Here is a 17,450-nt window from a genome sequence, read left to right as displayed (position 1 = left end):
CGGCCCCGGCAACAGCTCCCGGCCCTCGCCGTAGCGGTGGTAGACCTGCGGCAGGAAGTGGCAGTAGGCCGTACTCAGAACTCGCTAACCGACGGCGAGCACGGCTTGTTCACCGCCAAGCTCCTGAAGACGCTGCGATCCGGTATTCCCGGAGGCGCACCACATCTCGACCTGATCGACGTCTTCCTTGAGATGCAACGACGCAGCGACGACAGCCACCCGCGCCCTCCCTTTCCTTAAGCGGAATGAGACAGGTTCGCTGCCTGTTCCGCAATCGCTCGGAGGAAGTCAACCTGTCCTCTCTGCACAGCTGCCTCATGACAGCTTGGCTGGCCAGGTCCCGGAACACTGTGAGATCCATATCCCGAGCGCGCGATCCCGCACCGCCGCATGCTGTTTACCGCCCTGGTGCTGCGCGACCAGGGCGCCCCATTGATCCGGCTCCGCTCAAGAACGCGGCGTGCCGCCGTGTACGGTCCCGCTGCTGGCGTTGCCGGTGATGAGCGCGTTGCCCTCGTCCTCGGCGGAGCGGTGTCAGCGCGTGGGGCGGGCCGGGGCCAGCTGGTCGAAGCAGTAATAGATGGCGAGGAGCGCGTGGGTGGCCAGCATCGCGACCGGGCTGATGTATGCCAGGCCGACGGTGAGCAGGTAACAGAGGCCGCCGATGCTGAAGCGGCGCATCGCGGTGCGCAGTGCCGCGGGGGGCACTGGAGTGTCCAGCAGCCGTGCGTCGCGCGTGAAGGCGAGGAAGAGCAGGGAGAAGGCGATCCCCATCGCCACCATGGTGGAGGCGTAGACGGCGGCCGCGGTGTGGGCGTCGCTGTTGTCGGCGGTGAGGTAGGTCGCGAGCAAGCGGGTAGGGAAGGGGATCACCGACACGGTGAGCAGCAGGAAGAGATTGGCGAACAGGGTGCGCCGGTCCACCCGGCGTGCCAGTGAGCACATCGCGTGGTGATTGATCCAGATGATGCCGATGACCAGGAAACTCACCAGATAGGCGAAATACGAAGGCCACTGGTGTGCGAGCGCGCTATTCAGGGAACCGCCCTGCGCGGCCTCCGGTTCCGGCACCTTCAGGTCCAGCACCAGGAGCGTGATGGCGATCGCGAACACGCCGTCGCTGAAAGCCTCGAGGCGGTTCGTGCTGAAGTCGGCGGCTCGCTTCAGCGGTTCGGGCGGGGGTGCTTCCTCGGTGTTCACGTTGTCTCCAAGTCGGACTCTCTGGCAGCCGCGGTGGCGCAGGACCTGGATGACGAGGCGCTGTTTCGGAGCCGGGTCGACAGGGCCGACCACGGCGATCCGGACCCGCGTCCCCGGCGGGCGCAAGCGTACCGTGAGCTCGTCGGCGGCCCGCTCGGCACACCACCGCGGCCAAGCCGGTCGAGGGCGAGGCCTCCGAGCCCGGGAAAGAAGGGCGAGCAGCAGCCGGCGCCAGCGGAGTCGCCCATCGAGTGACTGAAGATCAACACGAAGCAGCAAGCAGCGCGGATCCTCCAGGCCGTCAAGCTGCGCGCCTTCGACCCGCACGGGCAGTGGCAGCGGATGCACGCCGCTGCTGCCGCGTTCCACATCGAGCACGGCCACCTCGACCCCACCGACGAGGCGAAGCACGCTCGGCGACGGGCGCCCCGCACAAGCACCTCCGGGCGGCGTACCTGGACACGATGGCCGCTCTCGGCGTCCCGCTCACGCTCGCCGACACCGACCCCGCCGCGTTCCTGGACGCCATGGCCAGCCTCAAGACCACCGGCGACCCGGCGGAGCCGGCGGTGCTGACCGCGATCAAGCAGACCGCGAAGGGCACCCTCGGCAAGATGCGCGAACGCCCGCGCGGGCACGGCTACAAGCCCGGCGAGCGCTGGGCGGCTCTGGAGCGGCCGACCTGGGACCCGCTGATGCGCGCCCTGGTCATCGACACCGCCACCGTCAACCTCCACCGCAAGCTCCGCAGAATGGCCGCCGACACCGGCCTGCACGCCTTCGCCGCCATCTCCGACTGCGCCGTCTTCGCCTCACCCGGCCCCGGCGCCCTGGACATCCTCACCAAGCCGGACGCCACCCTCACCACCTCGCTGCGCCTCGGAGTGAGCCCCCGCCTGGTGAAGTTCGAGGGCTCCCGACCGATGGCCGAGATCACCGACCTCATCGCCGACGACACGAACCCGGCAAGGCACATCAAGACCGGCGGAGTCGTCTCCGCCGACGAGTAGCCCCGCGCGGCCTGCCGGCACCCGTCCGGAGGGCCACCCAGAGCACCCACTCGACGCCGTCCCGGCCGGGACGGCAGGAAGGACCTGATGCCCCATGAGCCGGGAGATCGACGAGGCCCTGGAACGCGCCAAGCGCACCCGCCCCATCCCGGTCCACCTGAACACCCGGGTCAAGTTCCTGCGGGAGAAGGTCGCCAAGAACGACACCAAGCGCCTTGCCCAGGCCGTCGGCGTCTCGGTGCGCACCGCCCAGCGCTGGGCCCACGCCCTGACCGCCCTCGCCGACGGCGAGCTGGCGGCCTGGCAGCCGCGGGTGAAGCAGCGGGTACGCCGCGACGCCGAGAAGAACGGGTTCACGCTCCACATCTCCGGGACGTTCGGCTTCGACGCCGGCCCCAACTCCACCGACGACCCCCGTGAACGGCTCCTGGAGAACCTCCGGATGCCCGGCAGCATCGCCCAGGCCCTCTACGCCGCCCGCGACCGCGGAGCCACCCAGGCCGAACAGGAGGAGATCCTCGCCGACGGCCTGCGCGACCACTACTTCCGGGCCGGCGGCGGCTGGCGCGCGCCGAAGGTCGCGCTGAACAGCCTCAACTGGATGGACCTCGAGCTGTAGAAACCCGCGGGCGGCCACCGTGTCGCCGAGATGTGACTGAGGGCTTCAGTTGGCGGATGAGCGGTTGAGTTGGCGAGCTGAGTGTGCGGCATCGATGCCGATGGCGAGTCGGTCGGCGTGGTCGAGTAGTGCCTTCAGCTCGCGGTAGTGGGCATCCTGCAGGGGCAGATTCCGCAGGCCGGTGTGGCGGGTGGCGCGGATCTGGTCGGGGCTGACCCTGACCAGGAGTCAGGGATGGCCCAGGGCCGAAGCCGGGGTGATTCCCGATGCGCCGTCGGCTGGTCGAACGACACCATGATCGAGGACGTTCGACCGGCGTCCGATGAGCTCACCCGGAGTAGACCGATGAACGCTTTCAAGCGACGCCTCACCCCGCTCGCGCTGGCCGCCGCCGCGCTGGTCGCCGCCACCGCCACAGCCGCTCCGGCCCTGGCCGCTGGTGCGCCGGCCGTCCAGGCGGCCGCCGCCACGCAGAGCGCATCGCCGATCGGTGCCTCCGGGCTCAACACGACGGCCCTCGACGCGGCGGTCAGCCTGCACCCCGGCGACCGGGCGGGTGGTCAGCTGGCCCGGGTCAGCACCCCGGACCAGATCTGGCAGGGCAGTTCCTCGGACGCCTTCACCAGTCGGCCGATCTCACCCGACGCGCACTTCCACATCGGCAGCATCTCCAAGGCCTTCGAGGCCACGGTGGCCCTCCAACTGGCCGCCGAGGGGAAGCTCGACCTCGACCAGACCGTCCAGTACTACCTGCCCGGCCTCCTGCCCGACAGCTACCATCCCATCACCGTAAAGCAGTTGCTCAACCACACCAGCGGCCTGCCGGACATGCAGGCGGGAATCCCCAACCCCACCACCGACCAGCTGATCGCCGAACACCTCGACTACTTCACCCTCGACGACGTCATCCACTCCAGCCTGCACCCGGCGGACGGCTCGACCCCGCCCCTGCACTTCACCCCAGGCAGCAAGCAGGAGTACAGCTCGCTCGGCTACCGCATCGCCGCCAAGATCATCGAGCAAGTGACCGGCACCTCCTTCGGCGACGAGGTGACCAGCCGGGTGATCCGGCCGCTCCACCTGAACCACACATCCGTCCCCGAGGGCGACACCCGGATGCCCCGGCCGGCCTTACACGGCTACGTCATCGACTCCACCGGTCGGCCCGTGGACGTCAGCGAACAGGGCGACGACGCCACCGCCATCATCTCCACCGCACCCGACCTCGACCGCTTCATCACCGCCCTGTTCAGCGGCCGACTGCTCGCCCCCGAGCAACTCAACGAGATGTTCGCCGCCCCGCTCGACAGCACAGGCAACCCCCTCCACTACGCGGACGGCAGCGACTGCGACACCGGCCCCGCCAAGGGCACGGCCTGCTACGGCGCCGGTCTGAAGAGCGTCGCGCTGCCCGACGGCACCGTCCTGTGGGGCAAGACCGGCCACGACATCGGCTACGCCAGCGGCGTCTTCGCCACCCGCGACCTGAAGCTGCGCACCGTCTACGCCGTCGGCACCTCCACCGCCGACAACGGCGGCTCTCCGGCCGTCGCCAACCGCCTGATCGCCGCCCTGCTCACCCCGCCCCAGGCCACCACCGCCGCCCACTGAGACACCAGCCGTATCTGCCCCAGGTTCTGCCCACGGGCCCCGGGGGGGCTCCCCGTGGCTACTTCGCGGTGGGGAGCCCCCGGGGCCCGTGGGCAGAAAGCCTTCGGCAGCGCGGAGGTGGCTGAGGAGGGTGCTGCGCAGCCGGGCCGCGGCGCGGCTGAAGCGGAGGCACCTCCACCTTGTGCCTCGATGCGCTCAAGTCGCCAACTGAAGCGCTCAGTCACACGAGATTGTGACGGAGCACTGCATCTGGCGGATGAGCACCAGATCTGTCGGGCTGTGCGTTCCAGTTGGCAGGCAAGGTGGCAGACCTGTGACAAAGCCGTATCGCCTAGACGAGTAGATCCGATGTGATTAGTGGTCGTAGGCGATCAGCGAGCGGGTGACCGGTGCGCCGATCAGGTTGTTGTGCCAGATGCTGGCGGCCATCGCGAGGACCCGCTGGGTCACCCGGACGGCCACGCCCTCGAAGGTCCGTCCGCCATGTCGTTCCAAGTCAAGCTGCCCTTTGAGGGTGTCGTTGACCGACTCGATCAGCTGGCGGACCTTCTTGAGCATCGGCTCGCCGTATCGCTTCCTCTCGCGCTTGAGCGACGGCCGCAGGAGCTCGATGCCTTGCTCGGCGAGGTCCTTCTCGAACGGCTTGGACGCGAAGCCCTTGTCCGTGATGAGCAGGATGCCCTCGCGCTCGGTCACCAGATCGGCGTCGACCTCCAGCATCGCTGCCAGGACCTCGCGTTCGCCGATCTTAGGGTTGGCCAGTGCCCACATGATCGGCATCCCGGTCGGGGTGCACACCAGATACAGGCGCAGGCCCCAGAAGAAGCGGGAGTGGGAGGCGCAGTAGCCGTAGCCTGCCCAGCCGGCCAGGTTCGATCGCTGGCCAGTCGGGCGCGACATTCCGCAGGGCACCGGGGTCGAGTCGGCGATCCAGATCGTGTCGCTCCAGAAGTCGCTGTCCATGGCGAGTTCGCGGATCATGCGCTTGAGCAGTGGAAGTGCTGACTTCAACCGCTTGCTGTAGCCCGGCCGTTGGGGCAGATAGGGGAACATGTCGGACAGGTTCTTGCGGGCGTAGCGCAGCCAGCGGGCTTCGGAGTGGTAGCCGAGCAAGGCCTGGGCGACCGCGAGACAGACGAGTTCGGAGTCGCTGAGCAGGGGCGGCCGTCCCATCCAGCGGGTTCCTCCGATCTCGTCGTCGATCTTCACGTAAAGTGCGGTCAAGAGGGTGTTCAGGTCGGTCGTCACAAACTGATCTTGGACACCCTCTGCCCTTTGGCGGGCCAGAACTTCGGATCTACTCGTCTAGGTGAGTGGGGTGTCCGGGGCCCGGTACTCGGGTGCGCGGTTCAGCCCTGGAGGGCGGTGAGCCAGTCGGTCAGCAGGCGGTTGACCTCGTCAGGGCGTTCCTGCTGGATCCAGTGGCCGCAGCCTTCCAACAGGTGGGAGGCGGACAGGGCGGGGAGGGTAGTGGGGTAGCTGTCGATGGCATCGGCCATCCAGGTGGTGGAGGCATCCAGGGTGCCGCCGATGAACAGGGACGGCTGCTTGATCGCGGCTCCGCGATGGGGGGCGAGGTCCTCCCAGTCACGGTCCATGTTGCGGTAGCGGTTGAGGGCGCCGGTCAGGCCGGTGCGCTCGAACTCAGCGGCGTAGACGTCGAGGTCGTCCTCGCTCAGCCAGGCGGGCAACGTGCCTGCGGGGAAGCGGTCGCGCAGCCGGCCGCCGTGGGGAACGAAGTGCGGGTCGGGCTCGCCCTGGGCGGGCATGGTGTCAGCGGACAGTGCCGCGTAGAAGCCGGAGAGCCAGCCCCGGACATCGGGCTCGATCTCCGCCTCGGCGCGGCCGGGCTTCTGGAAGTAGGAGACGTAGAACTCCTGCTCAGGGCCGCCGATCCGGCCGAAGACGTCGGTGGGGCGAGGACCACCCGGCGGGGCGTAGGGGACGCTCAGCAGGCCGACGGCGCGGAAGACTTCGGGGTGGAGCAGCGCCGAAATGGCGGCGATGTTGGAGCCCCAGTCGTGGCCGACGACCACCGCGCTCTCCTCGCCGAGGGCGCGCACCGCGGCGACGTTGTCCTGCACCAGGTCGAGCATTCGGTAGGCGTCGGTCGCGGCTGGCTTGGAGGAGCGGCCGTAGCCGCGCACGTCGATGGCAACCGCCCGGTAGCCGGCGGCGGCGAGGGCCGGGAGCTGGTGGCGCCATGAATACCAGGACTCGGGGAAGCCGTGCACGAGCAGGACCAGTGGGCCGGTGCCCTGCTCGACCAGGTGCAGGCGCCCGGCCGGGGTCCCGATGGTGCGGTGGCGGAGCTCGGCGGTCGGTTCGGGCTGCATGGGCTTCTCCTCGGTTCGCGGACGGACGCGGCTACTCGTCGATCATGCGGCGCGGCGGTCTCTCGACGCGATCAGCGTTGCCGTTCTGGCAAGATCGCAGCCCAGGACGGTTGGGCGGTGCGGCTGGAAGGAACGGAACGGATGGCAGGCGACGACCTGGACGGCACGCTGGCGGCGATGGGGCCCAGACTGCGAGCCGCGCGCGAGCAGCACGGCGCCACGCTCGCCGGTGTCCACTGTGCGACCGGCATCTCGCCGAGCACGCTGTCGCGGATCGAGACCGGTCGGCGCAAGCCCACCCTGGAGGTCCTGCTTCAGCTGGCGAAGGAGTACGGCGTCTCCCTGGACGAGCTGGCCGGCACCGCCCCCGCCCCCGCGGTCGAGCGCCGCAGCAGGGCGCCGCACAGCTTCGGGGACGACAAGGCGGTACTGCCGCTGACCCGGTACGTCGGCGGCTTGCACGCCCACAAGCACGTGCTGCCCGCCGTCGAGGATCCGCCCGTGCGGCCCCGGCAGGCCTCCCACGAGGGCTACGAGTGGCTGTGCGTCCTGTACGGGCGACTGTGGCTCGCGCTCGCCAACCAGGATCTCGTCCTGGCCGCCGGGGACGTCGCCGAGTTCGATACCCGCACCCCGCACGGGGTGGCGAACGCCGGCACCGGCGGGCTGGTCGAGTATCTGATCTTGTTCGGGCCGCAGGGCGAACGACTGCGGCCGCGGACCACGCCGGTCCCCGGCCGCGGGGCCTGGCAGTCCGGCGGAACACCAGGGGCCTGAACTGCTCTGCGTGGCGGCCTCCCCGCTGAGCGCTTCAGTCGTTGAATTCCGCCGACTGAAACGTCACGCAGATCGGCGGGCCTTCGAGACGCCGCCGCCGAGAGGGCGTCCGGTCACTTCTGGTGCGTTCCAAGGCAGTAAGGAGGCTGAACCAGCCCGTACACCTGCCGCTTCGTAGCGGTCGGTCGGCCTACTCGGCGAAGATGCCGATGGCGTTGGGGATCCGTCGTTCCTGGTCGTGGTCGAGGTGGTTGCGGACCGCGAGATCGCTGGTGTCCGGGTTGCGGGTGACCAGGGTGGCGGAGGCGCCGCCGTCCAGGTAGACGCCGTCGGAGCAGCCGAAACCACGCAGGGCTTGGGCGAGTTCGGTGAGAGCCATCCCGGTGGAGGTGCTCTCTCGGCCGTCCGTGGAGAGAAGTGTGAGCAGGCGGCCGTGGTCTGCCAGGCAGACTGCGGTGCGCGGCTCGATGTCGTGGGCGTCCAGCCCTGCCAGTGGCCTCCCGTCGCGCAGCATCGGATAGGCGCCCAGGGCGAAAGCGAAGGGCACCGGCCCGTTCGACGCGAGGCGGTAGTCCGTCACGACCGCCGTTCCGACCGGCAGGCCCGCCAGCACCCGGGCGCCGGCCTCGCGGCCGAGTAGCACGAGGCTGTCGGCGGGGATCGGACCACGGCCCGGGGTGGTGGAGGCCGACACGACGCGGCTGTGACGGACCGTCAGCTCCCAGGTGTCCGTGCTGCAGGGCGCCTTTCGCGACTCGTCATTCCCGCACACCGCGCGCTCTCGGGAGACCTCACCCCAGTCGGAGGTGAACACCCCGATCGAACCGACCGGCAGAGCGTACTGGTTCAGCCCGCCCAGCTCCCACGTACGGCCTGCGGCCTGCAGATGGCCCCCAAGTTCCAGACGTCCCGTGCGGGCCACACCGTCCACCCCGACCCCCAGCACGTCCTGGTCCGTGTCACCCGGAGGCGGCTGCCAGCCGAACCGCTGAGCCTGCGGGACCGCGGCCTTCAACGCCCGGCCGCGGTGGACGGCCGGGCCGGAGGGCGCCCCCGTCGCCTCGACACCCGGGTGCTGCTCCTCGGTGATGTCGAAGAAGTCCCCGTTCACGGCCGCGACCGCCCCGCGTTCGCCGGCCAGCCGGGTGAGCGGCGCCCGGGCGGCCACCGCACCGGGGTAGAGCAGGTCGGCCCGCACGCCGGGCCGGCTGAGGTCGGCCTGTACGGCGTACAGGCGAGCGGTGCCGTGCGGGGTGGGCACCGTCGTTTCCCTGTACGCGACTCCGGCCGCGAGCGGCACCCAGGGTGCGGTGCCTGCGAGGGCCTCGTCGGCAGACGACGCGGCTGGGCCGGCCGGGGCCAGGGCCATGATCAGGGCGACCGCGGATCTCAGGAGAGCCTTCACGCGCCCATGCTCGCGGCTGCCGCGGCCTGCCCGCAGCACTGCCTGAGGCGTGTCGCCACCAAGTGCCTGCAGGAGTGGTTCAGGGTGGGGGACAGGCGGGCTTGCCAGGGCGGGGCGATCCGCTCGCGGTGACACGGGCCCGGGTGTCCGGCGGTGTCCACACAGGCGGGCGGGTTCAGACTTCGATGCGCAGGGTGCTCCTCATGACCTGAACCTGGTACGGGCGGCTGAGTGAAAGCAGGTAGCACAGATCGAGTTCCCCGGTGGCCGGGTCCCAGGTGGTGAAGCGCCTGAGCGGGTAGGCGCCGTACGACCAGCCCTGGTTGGGATCCGGAGGCGGGTCCTTCTCGTGAATCCGGTCCATCCCGGGATGGTGCATGTAGGAGCCGTACGCCTTCGGTTGAGAGGGGTAGTCGACGTTCGGGTCGAAGAGCGGGACGTCCTCTGCAGTGGCCAACCCCCAGGGAGTCGAAGCGAGTCGAGCGACGATGGGGCGGGCCCGGGGATCGTCACCGCCCGGTACGGGGTCCTTGTCGGAAGCGTTGGTCAGCAAGAGCAGCCACCGTCGGAGCTCGTCGAGCCACATGAGCCCGATCGAGGTGTACTCGTCGTGAAACCACAGGTCCTTGGCTTGTCCGGCATCGGGCGACCATGGTTCGGACGAAGCACCGGTGTAGTACATCGTGTCCTGCAGGCGCGGAGGTGAACCGGTGAGGAGCGGTATCCAGGCCAGGCGGAAGTCCCCGCCGTGGTCGGCCCGCCAGCCGAAGCCGAGGATCACCAGACCGCTCTCGGCAGCGGTCGGCGGTAGGCCCGGCACGACGCTCTTGTCCACAAGCTGCGGCACCGCGCCGAAGAAGCGGTCCTCCCGGTAGGTGTAGACCAGTCCGCTGCACCGGATGCAGAACCGCCAGCCGCTCTGGTGGTTCGCATCGTCGGGAGGCGCATCGGGCGTGTCGAAGAAGGGCACGTGCAGTTCGGGGCCGACGGGCCGGTGGAGGCCGTCGCCGGCCGGGCACAGGTCCGGGGTGGCCGAGTACCCGGTGAAGACGGCCGCCGCGCAGTTGTCGCAGCGTTTCCAGGCTCCCTGTGTCCGGAGCCCGGATTCGTCGAGTGGCATCGCGTAGACGGCGGAGCCGACGCCGTCATGCGGCTGCCGCGTCGCCCAGCACACTCCACCCGTCGTGGCGGCCTCACCCGAGAAGAACAGCGCCTCGCAGGTGCGGCAGTGCCGCCACCCTGCCTGGCTGATGGGACTCGCACTGAGGTCGTGCGGCAGGATGAACGACAGGCCGAGGACCTGGTGGCTCTGCAGCGCGCCGCCCGGCCCGGTCGGGCACGCCCCGATCCGCGGGCTGAAGAGGAACTCGGTGTCGTACGGACCGGGCTTCGACGGGTCGGCCTTGCCGACCAGATAGGTGCCGAGCGTGGGATTGCCCGGTCGCAGCTGCTCCGAGTACTGCGGGGCGGAGATGTTGACGAAGGCGTAGGCGCGGCCGTCATGGCTGAAGGGGCCTCCGGGCCTCTCCAGGCTTTTGGTGATGCCCACCGGGGCGGTGGCGCGCATCGGATCGAAGTTCGACGGATCCCGCATGACGGGGTTCAGTCGGAACCCGCCTGCCGTCGACCGCGGGCAGGTCCCCGGCGTCGCCGCGCCGGTCCACAGCAGTCCGTGGCACCGGGAGCAGAAATGCCATTCGGGCTGGCCGGAGCTGGCGTCGGCGCCTTGTTCGCGGCTGGGCAGGTGGAAGATCCAGCTGTCGGGGGGATAACTGTGCTCTCCCCCGACCGGGCAGACCGTACCGTCGGTGGCGCCGTGGGGAGCCCAGAAGAGTCCGTGGCAGTTTCCGCAGTAGCGCCAGTCGGGTTGACTGGTGGTGTCGGTGGCGCCCTGCACATTGTTCGGCAGGACGAAGTTCCAGCCGGCCGGGACGTGTTCGCCACCGAGCGGGCACCTGCTTCCCGTGGCGGCCTCGTGGGGCGCGAAGAACAGCCCGTTGCACTTCGCGCAGTAGCGCCAGTCGGGCTGTCCGGTCGTGTCGGTGGCACCCTGCGTTGTGTTGGGCAGGACGAAGTTCCAACCCTGCGGGTCGTGCTCGACGAGCACGGCCTCGGCCACCCGGGTGTCATCGGTCCAGGCGACCAGGTCGGAGTTGCGCGGGTTCACCGCCGGGCAGATGCCGGGGTTCGGGATGCCTCCCGGCTGCCAGAAGAGCCCATGGCAGGTGGCGCACAGGTGCCAGTCGGGCTGCCCGCTGGTGTCCGGGGCCCCCTGTTCACGGCTGGGCAGATAGAAGATCCACCCGTCCGGACGGTGCCGGTCCCCGGCAGGACACACACCTCCTCCAGGCTCCTCCTGCTGTGCATGGAACAGCCCGTGGCACTGCCCGCAGAAACGCCAGTCGGGCTGCCCGGTCGTGTCGGTGGCACCCTGCATGTTGTTCGGCAGCACGAAGTTCCAGCCCGCCGGGACGTGCTCGCCGCCGAACGGGCAGACAGAGCCCGAAGCGCTGTCCTTCGGGGCCCGGAACAGCCCGTTGCACCGTACGCAGAAGCGCCAGTCGGGCTGTCCCGTCGTATCGTTGGCACCCTGGGTCTTGTTCGGTAAGACGAAGTTCCAGCCGATCGGGTGGTGCCCGCCGTTGTCGGACGTGGCGACGTCACCGAAGTAGACGTACAGCCTGCCCTCGTGTTCGGTGGTGGGTCCCTCATCCACACCCACGACGTTCCAGCCGCCGGTGAGGTTCATCATGGGCCAGTCCTGAGGGTCCCGGTCGCCCGTCAGCTGGGCCAGCCGTTTGGTGTCCAGGAGGGTCATGTGGTCGGGCATGGCAACCCCTTGCCGTGATCTCCTCGCCACAGGGCCGTCCGGCGAACCACCAGGAGCACCGCCCGAACGCCCTGAATCCCCCGCTGGCGTTGGCCACCTCCCACGATCTTCGCGGGGACGGCCACCCGCCGGCCGGCAGTGCTCCCCCGGCCGCGCCTGTAGCCTCCAACACATCAACAATATTTCGACACAGGCACTCATACATCCCGAGCGCATCTTCGATCGCGGCCACGGAACGGGGCTCGAACCGAAAGGCGACAAGAGCGCGGTCGACCATCCACAGCCGCTTCCGGCAGTGGAGGCACGCCGGCGTCTTCGAGGCCCTGCTGGAGGTGCGATCGCGGAAGCCGTCAAGCGGGGTGAGGTGGACTTGTCCCTGGTCAGCGTGGACTCCACGACCGTCCGGGCCCACCACGACGCCACCGGAATGCACCTGGACCCGACCGTCATCCCCGAGAAGGTCGACCAGGCCGCCAACCGGAAGAAGGGCAGCAAGGGCGGCAGGCCCGTCGGCCACGACGCCGAGCTCTACAAGCCGAGCTCTACAAGAAGCGGAGCACCGTCGAGCGCCTGATCAACAAGCTGAAGGCCTGGCGAGGCATCGCCACCCGCTATGACAGGACTCCCGCTACCTCGCCGGCCTCCACCTTCGCGGCGCAATGATCTGGATCAAAGACCTCACCAGGACCACCGCCTGATCACGACCGAATACGGGCCCTCGTACTCCAGCCGTAGATCGCGATCTTGCCGGGTGCCTGCTCATGGCCCGTAGACGAGGTCCGTACCCCCGCTGGCCTCAATTAGCCAGGACAACGAACGGCTGCCGAAGGGCCAGCCAGTGGTCGTCAGCTGCACCCAAGCGCCGTCCGGCTCATCGGCTCTCGCGTCCCACCACCACCAGCTCCGGTCGTCGCCCATCCCTTCCTCGGTAGGGTCGAAGTAGTCGAGCCAACCCGAGAGCATCCACGGTCCCTGATCGACAGCCGCCTTCTGCTGCGGCGTCATGGCCCGCCACTGACGTAGCCAGGCCTCGGCGTCGAAGGGCTCGCCATGTTCTGGTTCGGGGTGCTCGGGCGCGCACTGCTGGATGACCAAGTCGGCATCAGCTGCGGCCATCGCTCAAATGCTGGCCACTCACCCATCTGCGCGACCACGCACGTCAGTACCGCGCGCGCATTGGCTATGACCTGGGCCGAATCCTCGGCAGTGAACCCGCTCTTCTGCCGGTCACCTTCTCGTAAGGGGTCACCGGTTGAGGCTCGTTCGCTCGGCATGCTGTTCACGTCACGTGGTGGTGCCTAGTAACGTTACCGGGTGCCGAGTTCCCACGAGCGCCCCTGCTCGGCGGGAGCCATCCAAGCGCTACGGCCGTGGCAGCCAGGCCGCAGCGGACCCAAACAACTTCGCTAGTCCGTTCTGAGGACTGACATCCGGACAGGAGAGCAGCACGTGAGCACGGCGCATGCCAGCCCGGGTGACTACAGCCAGGTACCGAATCCGGAGCAGGCCCTCAAGTACGCGATCCAGCATATTGCGGGTGACCGTGTCGAGATCGTCGAGGGAGTCATCACCCCCGTGTCACCGTCCTGGGCCCACGAGACCGCCGTCGACCTGATCCGTGAACAGATCGGGCCCCGCATGCGCGAGCTCGGCCTCCGTGCCGGCTCCGGGAACCTCGACCTGCCCGGCACGGAGAACTACTACGTTCCGGACCTCGCCGTCGTGCCCGCCGAGTTGGCGAAGACCGAAGGGGCGCTCCTGCCCGACCAGACCGTGCTCGTCGTCGAGGTGACCTCGCCGTCGAACGGTGACACCGACCGGACCGCGAAGCGCCGGCGGTACTCGCAGTTCGGCGCTCCCGTGTACCTCCTGGTCGACCGGCAGGAACGCACCTGCACCCTTTTCTCCCAGCCCGGCCAGCTCGGCTACACCCGGATCGAAGGGCCCCACCCCTTCGGCACCCCCCTGCAGCTACCGCCCCCGTTGAGCACCGAACTCGACACGACCAACTTCTGACACAGGAAGCGGCCATGCGGGTCACCTCCGCACACACGGGGATTGCTCCGCCATGTAGACGTCCAGACCCACCACGTACGGGTCGGCCCCGTTCTAACGGACCGCCCTTCGCCTGGTGACCGGCAAACCGGCCAGGCCCGGCGATCCGTGGCTGCTGGCCGGACTTCGCGGATAGACCGAAGCACCAGCGCGGCACCGCGGCTGGCTGTGCGAGCACGAAGCAGCCCGACCGACCGCAGCCGAGGACAGCCGGCACCAAGAAGCCGCCGCCCTCGCCCCATGGCCGAGAGCAGCGCGCACGCCACCGTGCCGCCCTCGCCGCTGCCCGCGCGAACCGGGCCAGTGCTCCTCGACGTACGGGGAGAGCACGAGGATCGGCAGTAGCCTGAGTTGGTCACCCGAGCCTGCGCTACCCGGCCGCGCCTGCCGCGACGACCTTCTCCGCGTCGGCGACGTGCCGGCTGACGCCCTGCGCGAACGTCGCCAGCTCCTGCGGGTGCGCCGCGATGTACTGCCGGTCGTAGGCGGCCTGGACGGCCACCGCGGTCCCCATGAAGTTGGTGGACCGCTTGCAGGCGTCATCGGCGGTCGCGGTGGCGAGCTCGGCCGCTGTGTGGCTGACGGACGCTCCGGCGCCCTGGGTCCGGTCGCGCCAGCGCGGGTCCATGTAGGCGTCCGCCGGGGTGGCGTAGGTGAAGCCGCGGTCCTTCATGCAGTTGCTCCACTGCCGGTCGGCGGCCACGACGCGAGGATCCGTCAAGGGCTCCTTCGGCCCGCCGGCGGGCAGGGCGGAGGGGGTGGAGTTCAGGAACACCGCTCCGCCGACGACGGCCAGGCCCTCCTGGAGGCAGCCTCCCTTGGGGACGACCCGGCCCTGGAACTCCGTGACCGGGGTGCCGGTCGTGTCCCGCCCGGTGAGTACCTGCCGGGTGGCGGCGGAGGCCGGCTGCCCGGGGCCCGTGGCCACGACGGCGTCGTAGCCGGTGGTGGCGACGCGGTCGGGCGCGAAGTACCCGTAGAGCTGGGACCGGACGTCCCGGTCGGCGGGCTCGGCCCAAGCCGGGTCCGGACCGGGAGCCTCCGTGATGCCCAGCCGTCGCAGACAGTCGGCACTCGTCAGGTAGGCGGCCCGTTCCGCGGTCCGGGTCTGCGCCGCGGTGGGGAGGTAGACGTCGATCGGGCGCACCACCTGGCCGACACCGGTGATGGTGGGGATCTCGCCCAGTTGGGGGGGCGCCGGGCGGGTGCCGCCCGTGCCGCAGCCCGCGAGGGCCGCCAGCAGGGCGAGCGTCAGGGCCGAGGTGGTGGAGCGCTTCATTTCCGTCCTCCGGGAGCGGGCGCGGCGGAACGGCACCCGCCACGGGCGACCGCGGGTCGGTGGCGGGTGCCGGATTCACGGACCGGTGGGGCCGGGGATCACGTCCAGTTCGGGTTGTCGATCTCCAGCGCGTAGGTGATCACGCCGCCGAGGTAGCCGGTGGACTGACCGGGCTTCAGCTTGATGACGCCGCTGGAGTTGTAGAAGGCGGCCCAGTTCCACTGGGTCGACTCGTAGATGACGTGGTCGATCTGGCCGATCCCGAACAGGCTGCTGGTGTTCTTGTAGCCGATGGAGCCCGCGGCGCAGTAGTTTCCGTTGCCGCTGGTGGTCACCGTGAGCCCGTTGGTCGGGCAGCCCACTCCGCCGATGGCGTTCGCCGGTGCCGCCACGGCCACCCCGGCCAGGGCGAGGCCCGCGGTGGCGGTGAGGGTGAGGAGCTTCCTGCCGATCTGCATGGGGAATCCTTCGATCGAGGTATCGGGTACCGGGTGTCGAGGCGCCGGGGTGATCGCGGCCCATGAAGAGGATGGCTGTCGGGCGCAACGGCGGCGCGAGCTGTTCAGCCGCAGCCGAATAGCCGCGAAACCGCCCCGAAGTCGTACGGAACATGGCATGTCCGCCGCCGTCGGCTGCCGGCCCACCGGGGGGAGAGGGACGCTCGCATTGCGCTTCACCATGCACGAGTTGGCCCGCGCCAGACTCACCGTCTCGGCCCTGGACCGGATCCTCGGCGACACGGCCGGGGCCGAACACCGGTGCGTCGGCGTCACGTTGGCGCGTGACCGCTGGTGGCGGGCGGGCGGGCGGGCGGGCGGTGCGCGGGCACGTGCCGCAGCAGGCCGCACCCTTCGTGGAACGCGTCAACGCCGGCAACGGAACCCTCCCGGCCCTCGGCGCCGTCGTCGAGGTGATTGTCACCTACCGCCACCGTCTGGTCCTGCGCACCGACGAGCACGTATGGCCTCCCTTGCCGCGCCCATCGGCAGCCAGCACTGGACCCCGGCCAACGATGCCTTCGACTGGCTCCGAGCCGTCGGCGGTGACCGGTGACCGGCGACCGGTGACCGACCAGCCTGAACAGCAGCCAGCCGCGAGCTGCAGGTCTTCCACCGCCGACGGCGGGCCCCGGACCGGGGCACCCAGCCCGCGCGGACGATCTTGACCGATGGTTTAGTACTCACCCGTGATAAGAACCGATCTCGGGAAGGGCGCAGGAGCAGTGTGCTGCGCCCTCCTGTCCGCGCTGCTGCTGTCCTCATGCTCCTCCGGCACCTCCACCGCGAACTCCCAAGCGACCCCTACACCCGCCACCACAACGGACCCAGCCACCACAACGACCACCACCACACCCGCGGTCAAGAGCAAGGCGATGAGCGGCGCACTGGCAGCCGCCGTGGCCCTCACCCCGGCCGAGTGGGGCACCGGCTTCAAGAGCAGCCCTGTCGGCGAGAACGCCAAACTCGTGGCCTACGGGCTCGACGCGTCGTGCCGGTACCAGTCCGTACCCCCGCCGCCCAGCCTGCGCGGCCAGATGACCAGAAACGTGGAACGCCCGCTCGAAGGCGATGCCACCACGACCGCGGTCGGCGGCAACACGACCGTGAGCGTCTTCACCACGCCCGCCGACGCCCGGAACTACCTTTCCACCAGCAGGACCGACGGCAAGCGTTGCCCGAAGAGCTTCGTTCTCAACGGCGGATCTGTCGCGACCGAGAACATCCACGAGGTCTCGCTCGAGGGTTTCTCTGCCCCCATCGACGAGCTCTACGCCGAGGAGGGGCAGACGACGGGGGGCAACTCGACCCACCCGGACCCCTACGTATATTTGGTCGCCACCAAGGGCACGGTGGTGCTCAGCGTCTTCGTCCAGAGCGAAAACGACGCGGAGACGATTGCCCAGAATGAAGCGCGCGCGGAGCAACTGCTCACCGTCCTGAACACCAAGCTCATGAGGTATTAGGCGCTCTCTCCGATCACCAGATCGTCGCTCTGGTCGTGCCGTCGCCCGAGGCCACGCCGTCCCGCTGCGCACCGCCCGCTGGCCGAGGGCCCTCACCGGTGTCGCGTGACAGCGGCCGCAACGCCGCAGCCCGGGTGTTCAATGGGCCGGTCAGCGTCATGGCGAGGCAGGGAGACGGGGATGGGACGCAAGAAGGTGGGCAAGCCGCGCGGGTCCAGGGGAACGGTCGAGTACACCCTGCAGCAGCTGCAGCCGCCGGGCTACGACCAGTGAGCCTTCGCCATCTTCGAACGTGCTGGTCGGAGGGGCTGGCGTGACGGTTCTCCGGGGTGCTCGTGCTGGTCGTGGGCGGGAGTCTGCGGTCT

The 17,450-nt window shown here is 69.6% G+C and carries 15 protein-coding genes and 1 pseudogene; 7 read left to right on the top strand and 9 right to left on the bottom strand.

Annotated features, from left to right (window positions below):
- Positions 1-84: 84 nt before the first annotated feature.
- Together ACZ52J_RS41210 and ACZ52J_RS41205 are read right to left on the bottom strand one after the other, a co-directional pair.
- Positions 85-219 (bottom strand): hypothetical protein, encoded by a 135-nt coding sequence (locus ACZ52J_RS41210; protein ID WP_465626414.1) that lies wholly within the window; start codon positions 217-219, stop codon positions 85-87.
- A 315-nt stretch (positions 220-534) separates the two neighbouring features.
- Positions 535-1,584, bottom strand: a complete 1,050-nt coding sequence (locus ACZ52J_RS41205; protein WP_465626412.1) for a TMEM175 family protein — start codon at positions 1,582-1,584, stop codon at positions 535-537.
- 80 nt (positions 1,585-1,664) lie between these two features.
- Between ACZ52J_RS41205 and ACZ52J_RS41200 the strand changes: the two genes are divergently transcribed.
- The 3 genes from ACZ52J_RS41200 to ACZ52J_RS41190 all read left to right on the top strand — a co-directional run bounded on the left by ACZ52J_RS41200 (position 1,665) and on the right by ACZ52J_RS41190 (position 4,440).
- Positions 1,665-2,210, top strand: coding sequence for a hypothetical protein (locus ACZ52J_RS41200; RefSeq protein ID WP_465626410.1), 546 nt, complete (start codon positions 1,665-1,667; stop codon positions 2,208-2,210).
- Positions 2,211-2,304: 94 nt separating this feature from the next.
- Positions 2,305-2,829, top strand: coding sequence for a telomere-protecting terminal protein Tpg (gene tpg / locus ACZ52J_RS41195; RefSeq protein WP_465626408.1), 525 nt, complete (start codon positions 2,305-2,307; stop codon positions 2,827-2,829).
- A gap of 345 nt (positions 2,830-3,174) precedes the next feature.
- Complete coding sequence (locus ACZ52J_RS41190) at positions 3,175-4,440, top strand: serine hydrolase domain-containing protein (RefSeq protein WP_465626406.1); 1,266 nt, start codon at positions 3,175-3,177, stop codon at positions 4,438-4,440.
- Positions 4,441-4,794: 354 nt separating this feature from the next.
- On the opposite strand, the gene ACZ52J_RS41185 is transcribed toward ACZ52J_RS41190, so the two are convergent.
- Positions 4,795-5,688 carry an IS982 family transposase gene (locus ACZ52J_RS41185; protein ID WP_465626404.1) on the bottom strand — a complete coding sequence of 298 codons (894 nt, stop codon included), beginning with the start codon at positions 5,686-5,688 and terminating at the stop codon, positions 4,795-4,797.
- Positions 5,689-5,789: 101 nt separating this feature from the next.
- Positions 5,790-6,776 (bottom strand): alpha/beta fold hydrolase, encoded by a 987-nt coding sequence (locus ACZ52J_RS41180; RefSeq protein ID WP_465626402.1) that lies wholly within the window; start codon positions 6,774-6,776, stop codon positions 5,790-5,792.
- Positions 6,777-6,917: 141 nt separating this feature from the next.
- Between ACZ52J_RS41180 and ACZ52J_RS41175 the strand changes: the two genes are divergently transcribed.
- Positions 6,918-7,553 carry a helix-turn-helix domain-containing protein gene (locus ACZ52J_RS41175; protein ID WP_465626400.1) on the top strand — a complete coding sequence of 212 codons (636 nt, stop codon included), beginning with the start codon at positions 6,918-6,920 and terminating at the stop codon, positions 7,551-7,553.
- A gap of 190 nt (positions 7,554-7,743) precedes the next feature.
- Here ACZ52J_RS41175 and ACZ52J_RS41170 read toward each other — a convergent pair whose 3' ends face one another.
- On the bottom strand, positions 7,744-8,958 hold the full coding sequence (locus tag ACZ52J_RS41170; RefSeq protein WP_465626398.1) for a phosphodiester glycosidase family protein: 1,215 nt from the start codon (positions 8,956-8,958) through the stop codon (positions 7,744-7,746).
- 175 nt (positions 8,959-9,133) lie between these two features.
- Positions 9,134-11,989, bottom strand: a complete 2,856-nt coding sequence (locus tag ACZ52J_RS41165; RefSeq protein ID WP_465626440.1) for a hypothetical protein — start codon at positions 11,987-11,989, stop codon at positions 9,134-9,136.
- Positions 11,990-12,233: 244 nt separating this feature from the next.
- Between ACZ52J_RS41165 and ACZ52J_RS41160 the strand changes: the two are divergent.
- Positions 12,234-12,486: pseudogene (locus tag ACZ52J_RS41160) on the top strand (hypothetical protein); the annotation flags it as partial.
- Positions 12,487-12,547: 61 nt separating this feature from the next.
- Here ACZ52J_RS41160 and ACZ52J_RS41155 read toward each other — a convergent pair.
- Positions 12,548-12,904 (bottom strand): hypothetical protein, encoded by a 357-nt coding sequence (locus ACZ52J_RS41155; RefSeq protein WP_465626396.1) that lies wholly within the window; start codon positions 12,902-12,904, stop codon positions 12,548-12,550.
- A 333-nt stretch (positions 12,905-13,237) separates the two neighbouring features.
- Between ACZ52J_RS41155 and ACZ52J_RS41150 the strand changes: the two genes are divergently transcribed.
- Positions 13,238-13,804 carry a Uma2 family endonuclease gene (locus ACZ52J_RS41150; RefSeq protein ID WP_360509975.1) on the top strand — a complete coding sequence of 189 codons (567 nt, stop codon included), beginning with the start codon at positions 13,238-13,240 and terminating at the stop codon, positions 13,802-13,804.
- A gap of 409 nt (positions 13,805-14,213) precedes the next feature.
- Here ACZ52J_RS41150 and ACZ52J_RS41145 read toward each other — a convergent pair whose 3' ends face one another.
- Together ACZ52J_RS41145 and ACZ52J_RS41140 are read right to left on the bottom strand one after the other, a co-directional pair.
- Entirely contained in the window at positions 14,214-15,122 is a 909-nt protein-coding gene (locus ACZ52J_RS41145; protein ID WP_465626394.1) for a hypothetical protein, read from the bottom strand.
- A 98-nt stretch (positions 15,123-15,220) separates the two neighbouring features.
- Positions 15,221-15,580, bottom strand: a complete 360-nt coding sequence (locus tag ACZ52J_RS41140) for a hypothetical protein (protein ID WP_360210602.1) — start codon at positions 15,578-15,580, stop codon at positions 15,221-15,223.
- Between the two features lie 914 nt (positions 15,581-16,494).
- On the opposite strand from ACZ52J_RS41140, the gene ACZ52J_RS41135 reads away from it, so the two are divergent.
- Positions 16,495-17,085 (top strand): hypothetical protein, encoded by a 591-nt coding sequence (locus ACZ52J_RS41135; RefSeq protein ID WP_465626392.1) that lies wholly within the window; start codon positions 16,495-16,497, stop codon positions 17,083-17,085.
- Positions 17,086-17,450: the final 365 nt, after the last annotated feature.

It is taken from the genome of Kitasatospora sp. NPDC034035 (assembly GCF_055575755.1).
This window is presented reverse-complemented; position numbering and strand designations above follow the sequence as displayed.

Coding starts and splice junctions, on each gene's coding strand:
- ACZ52J_RS41200 (WP_465626410.1), top strand. CDS start 1,665: ATGGCCGCTCTCGGCGTCCCGCTCACGCTCGCCGACACCGACCCCGCC.
- tpg (WP_465626408.1), top strand. CDS start 2,305: ATGAGCCGGGAGATCGACGAGGCCCTGGAACGCGCCAAGCGCACCCGC.
- ACZ52J_RS41190 (WP_465626406.1), top strand. CDS start 3,175: ATGAACGCTTTCAAGCGACGCCTCACCCCGCTCGCGCTGGCCGCCGCC.
- ACZ52J_RS41180 (WP_465626402.1), bottom strand. CDS start 6,776: ATGCAGCCCGAACCGACCGCCGAGCTCCGCCACCGCACCATCGGGACC.
- ACZ52J_RS41175 (WP_465626400.1), top strand. CDS start 6,918: ATGGCAGGCGACGACCTGGACGGCACGCTGGCGGCGATGGGGCCCAGA.
- ACZ52J_RS41165 (WP_465626440.1), bottom strand. CDS start 11,989: ATGAGTGCCTGTGTCGAAATATTGTTGATGTGTTGGAGGCTACAGGCG.
- ACZ52J_RS41155 (WP_465626396.1), bottom strand. CDS start 12,904: ATGGCCGCAGCTGATGCCGACTTGGTCATCCAGCAGTGCGCGCCCGAG.
- ACZ52J_RS41145 (WP_465626394.1), bottom strand. CDS start 15,122: ATGAAGCGCTCCACCACCTCGGCCCTGACGCTCGCCCTGCTGGCGGCC.
- ACZ52J_RS41140 (WP_360210602.1), bottom strand. CDS start 15,580: ATGCAGATCGGCAGGAAGCTCCTCACCCTCACCGCCACCGCGGGCCTC.
- ACZ52J_RS41135 (WP_465626392.1), top strand. CDS start 16,495: ATGAGCGGCGCACTGGCAGCCGCCGTGGCCCTCACCCCGGCCGAGTGG.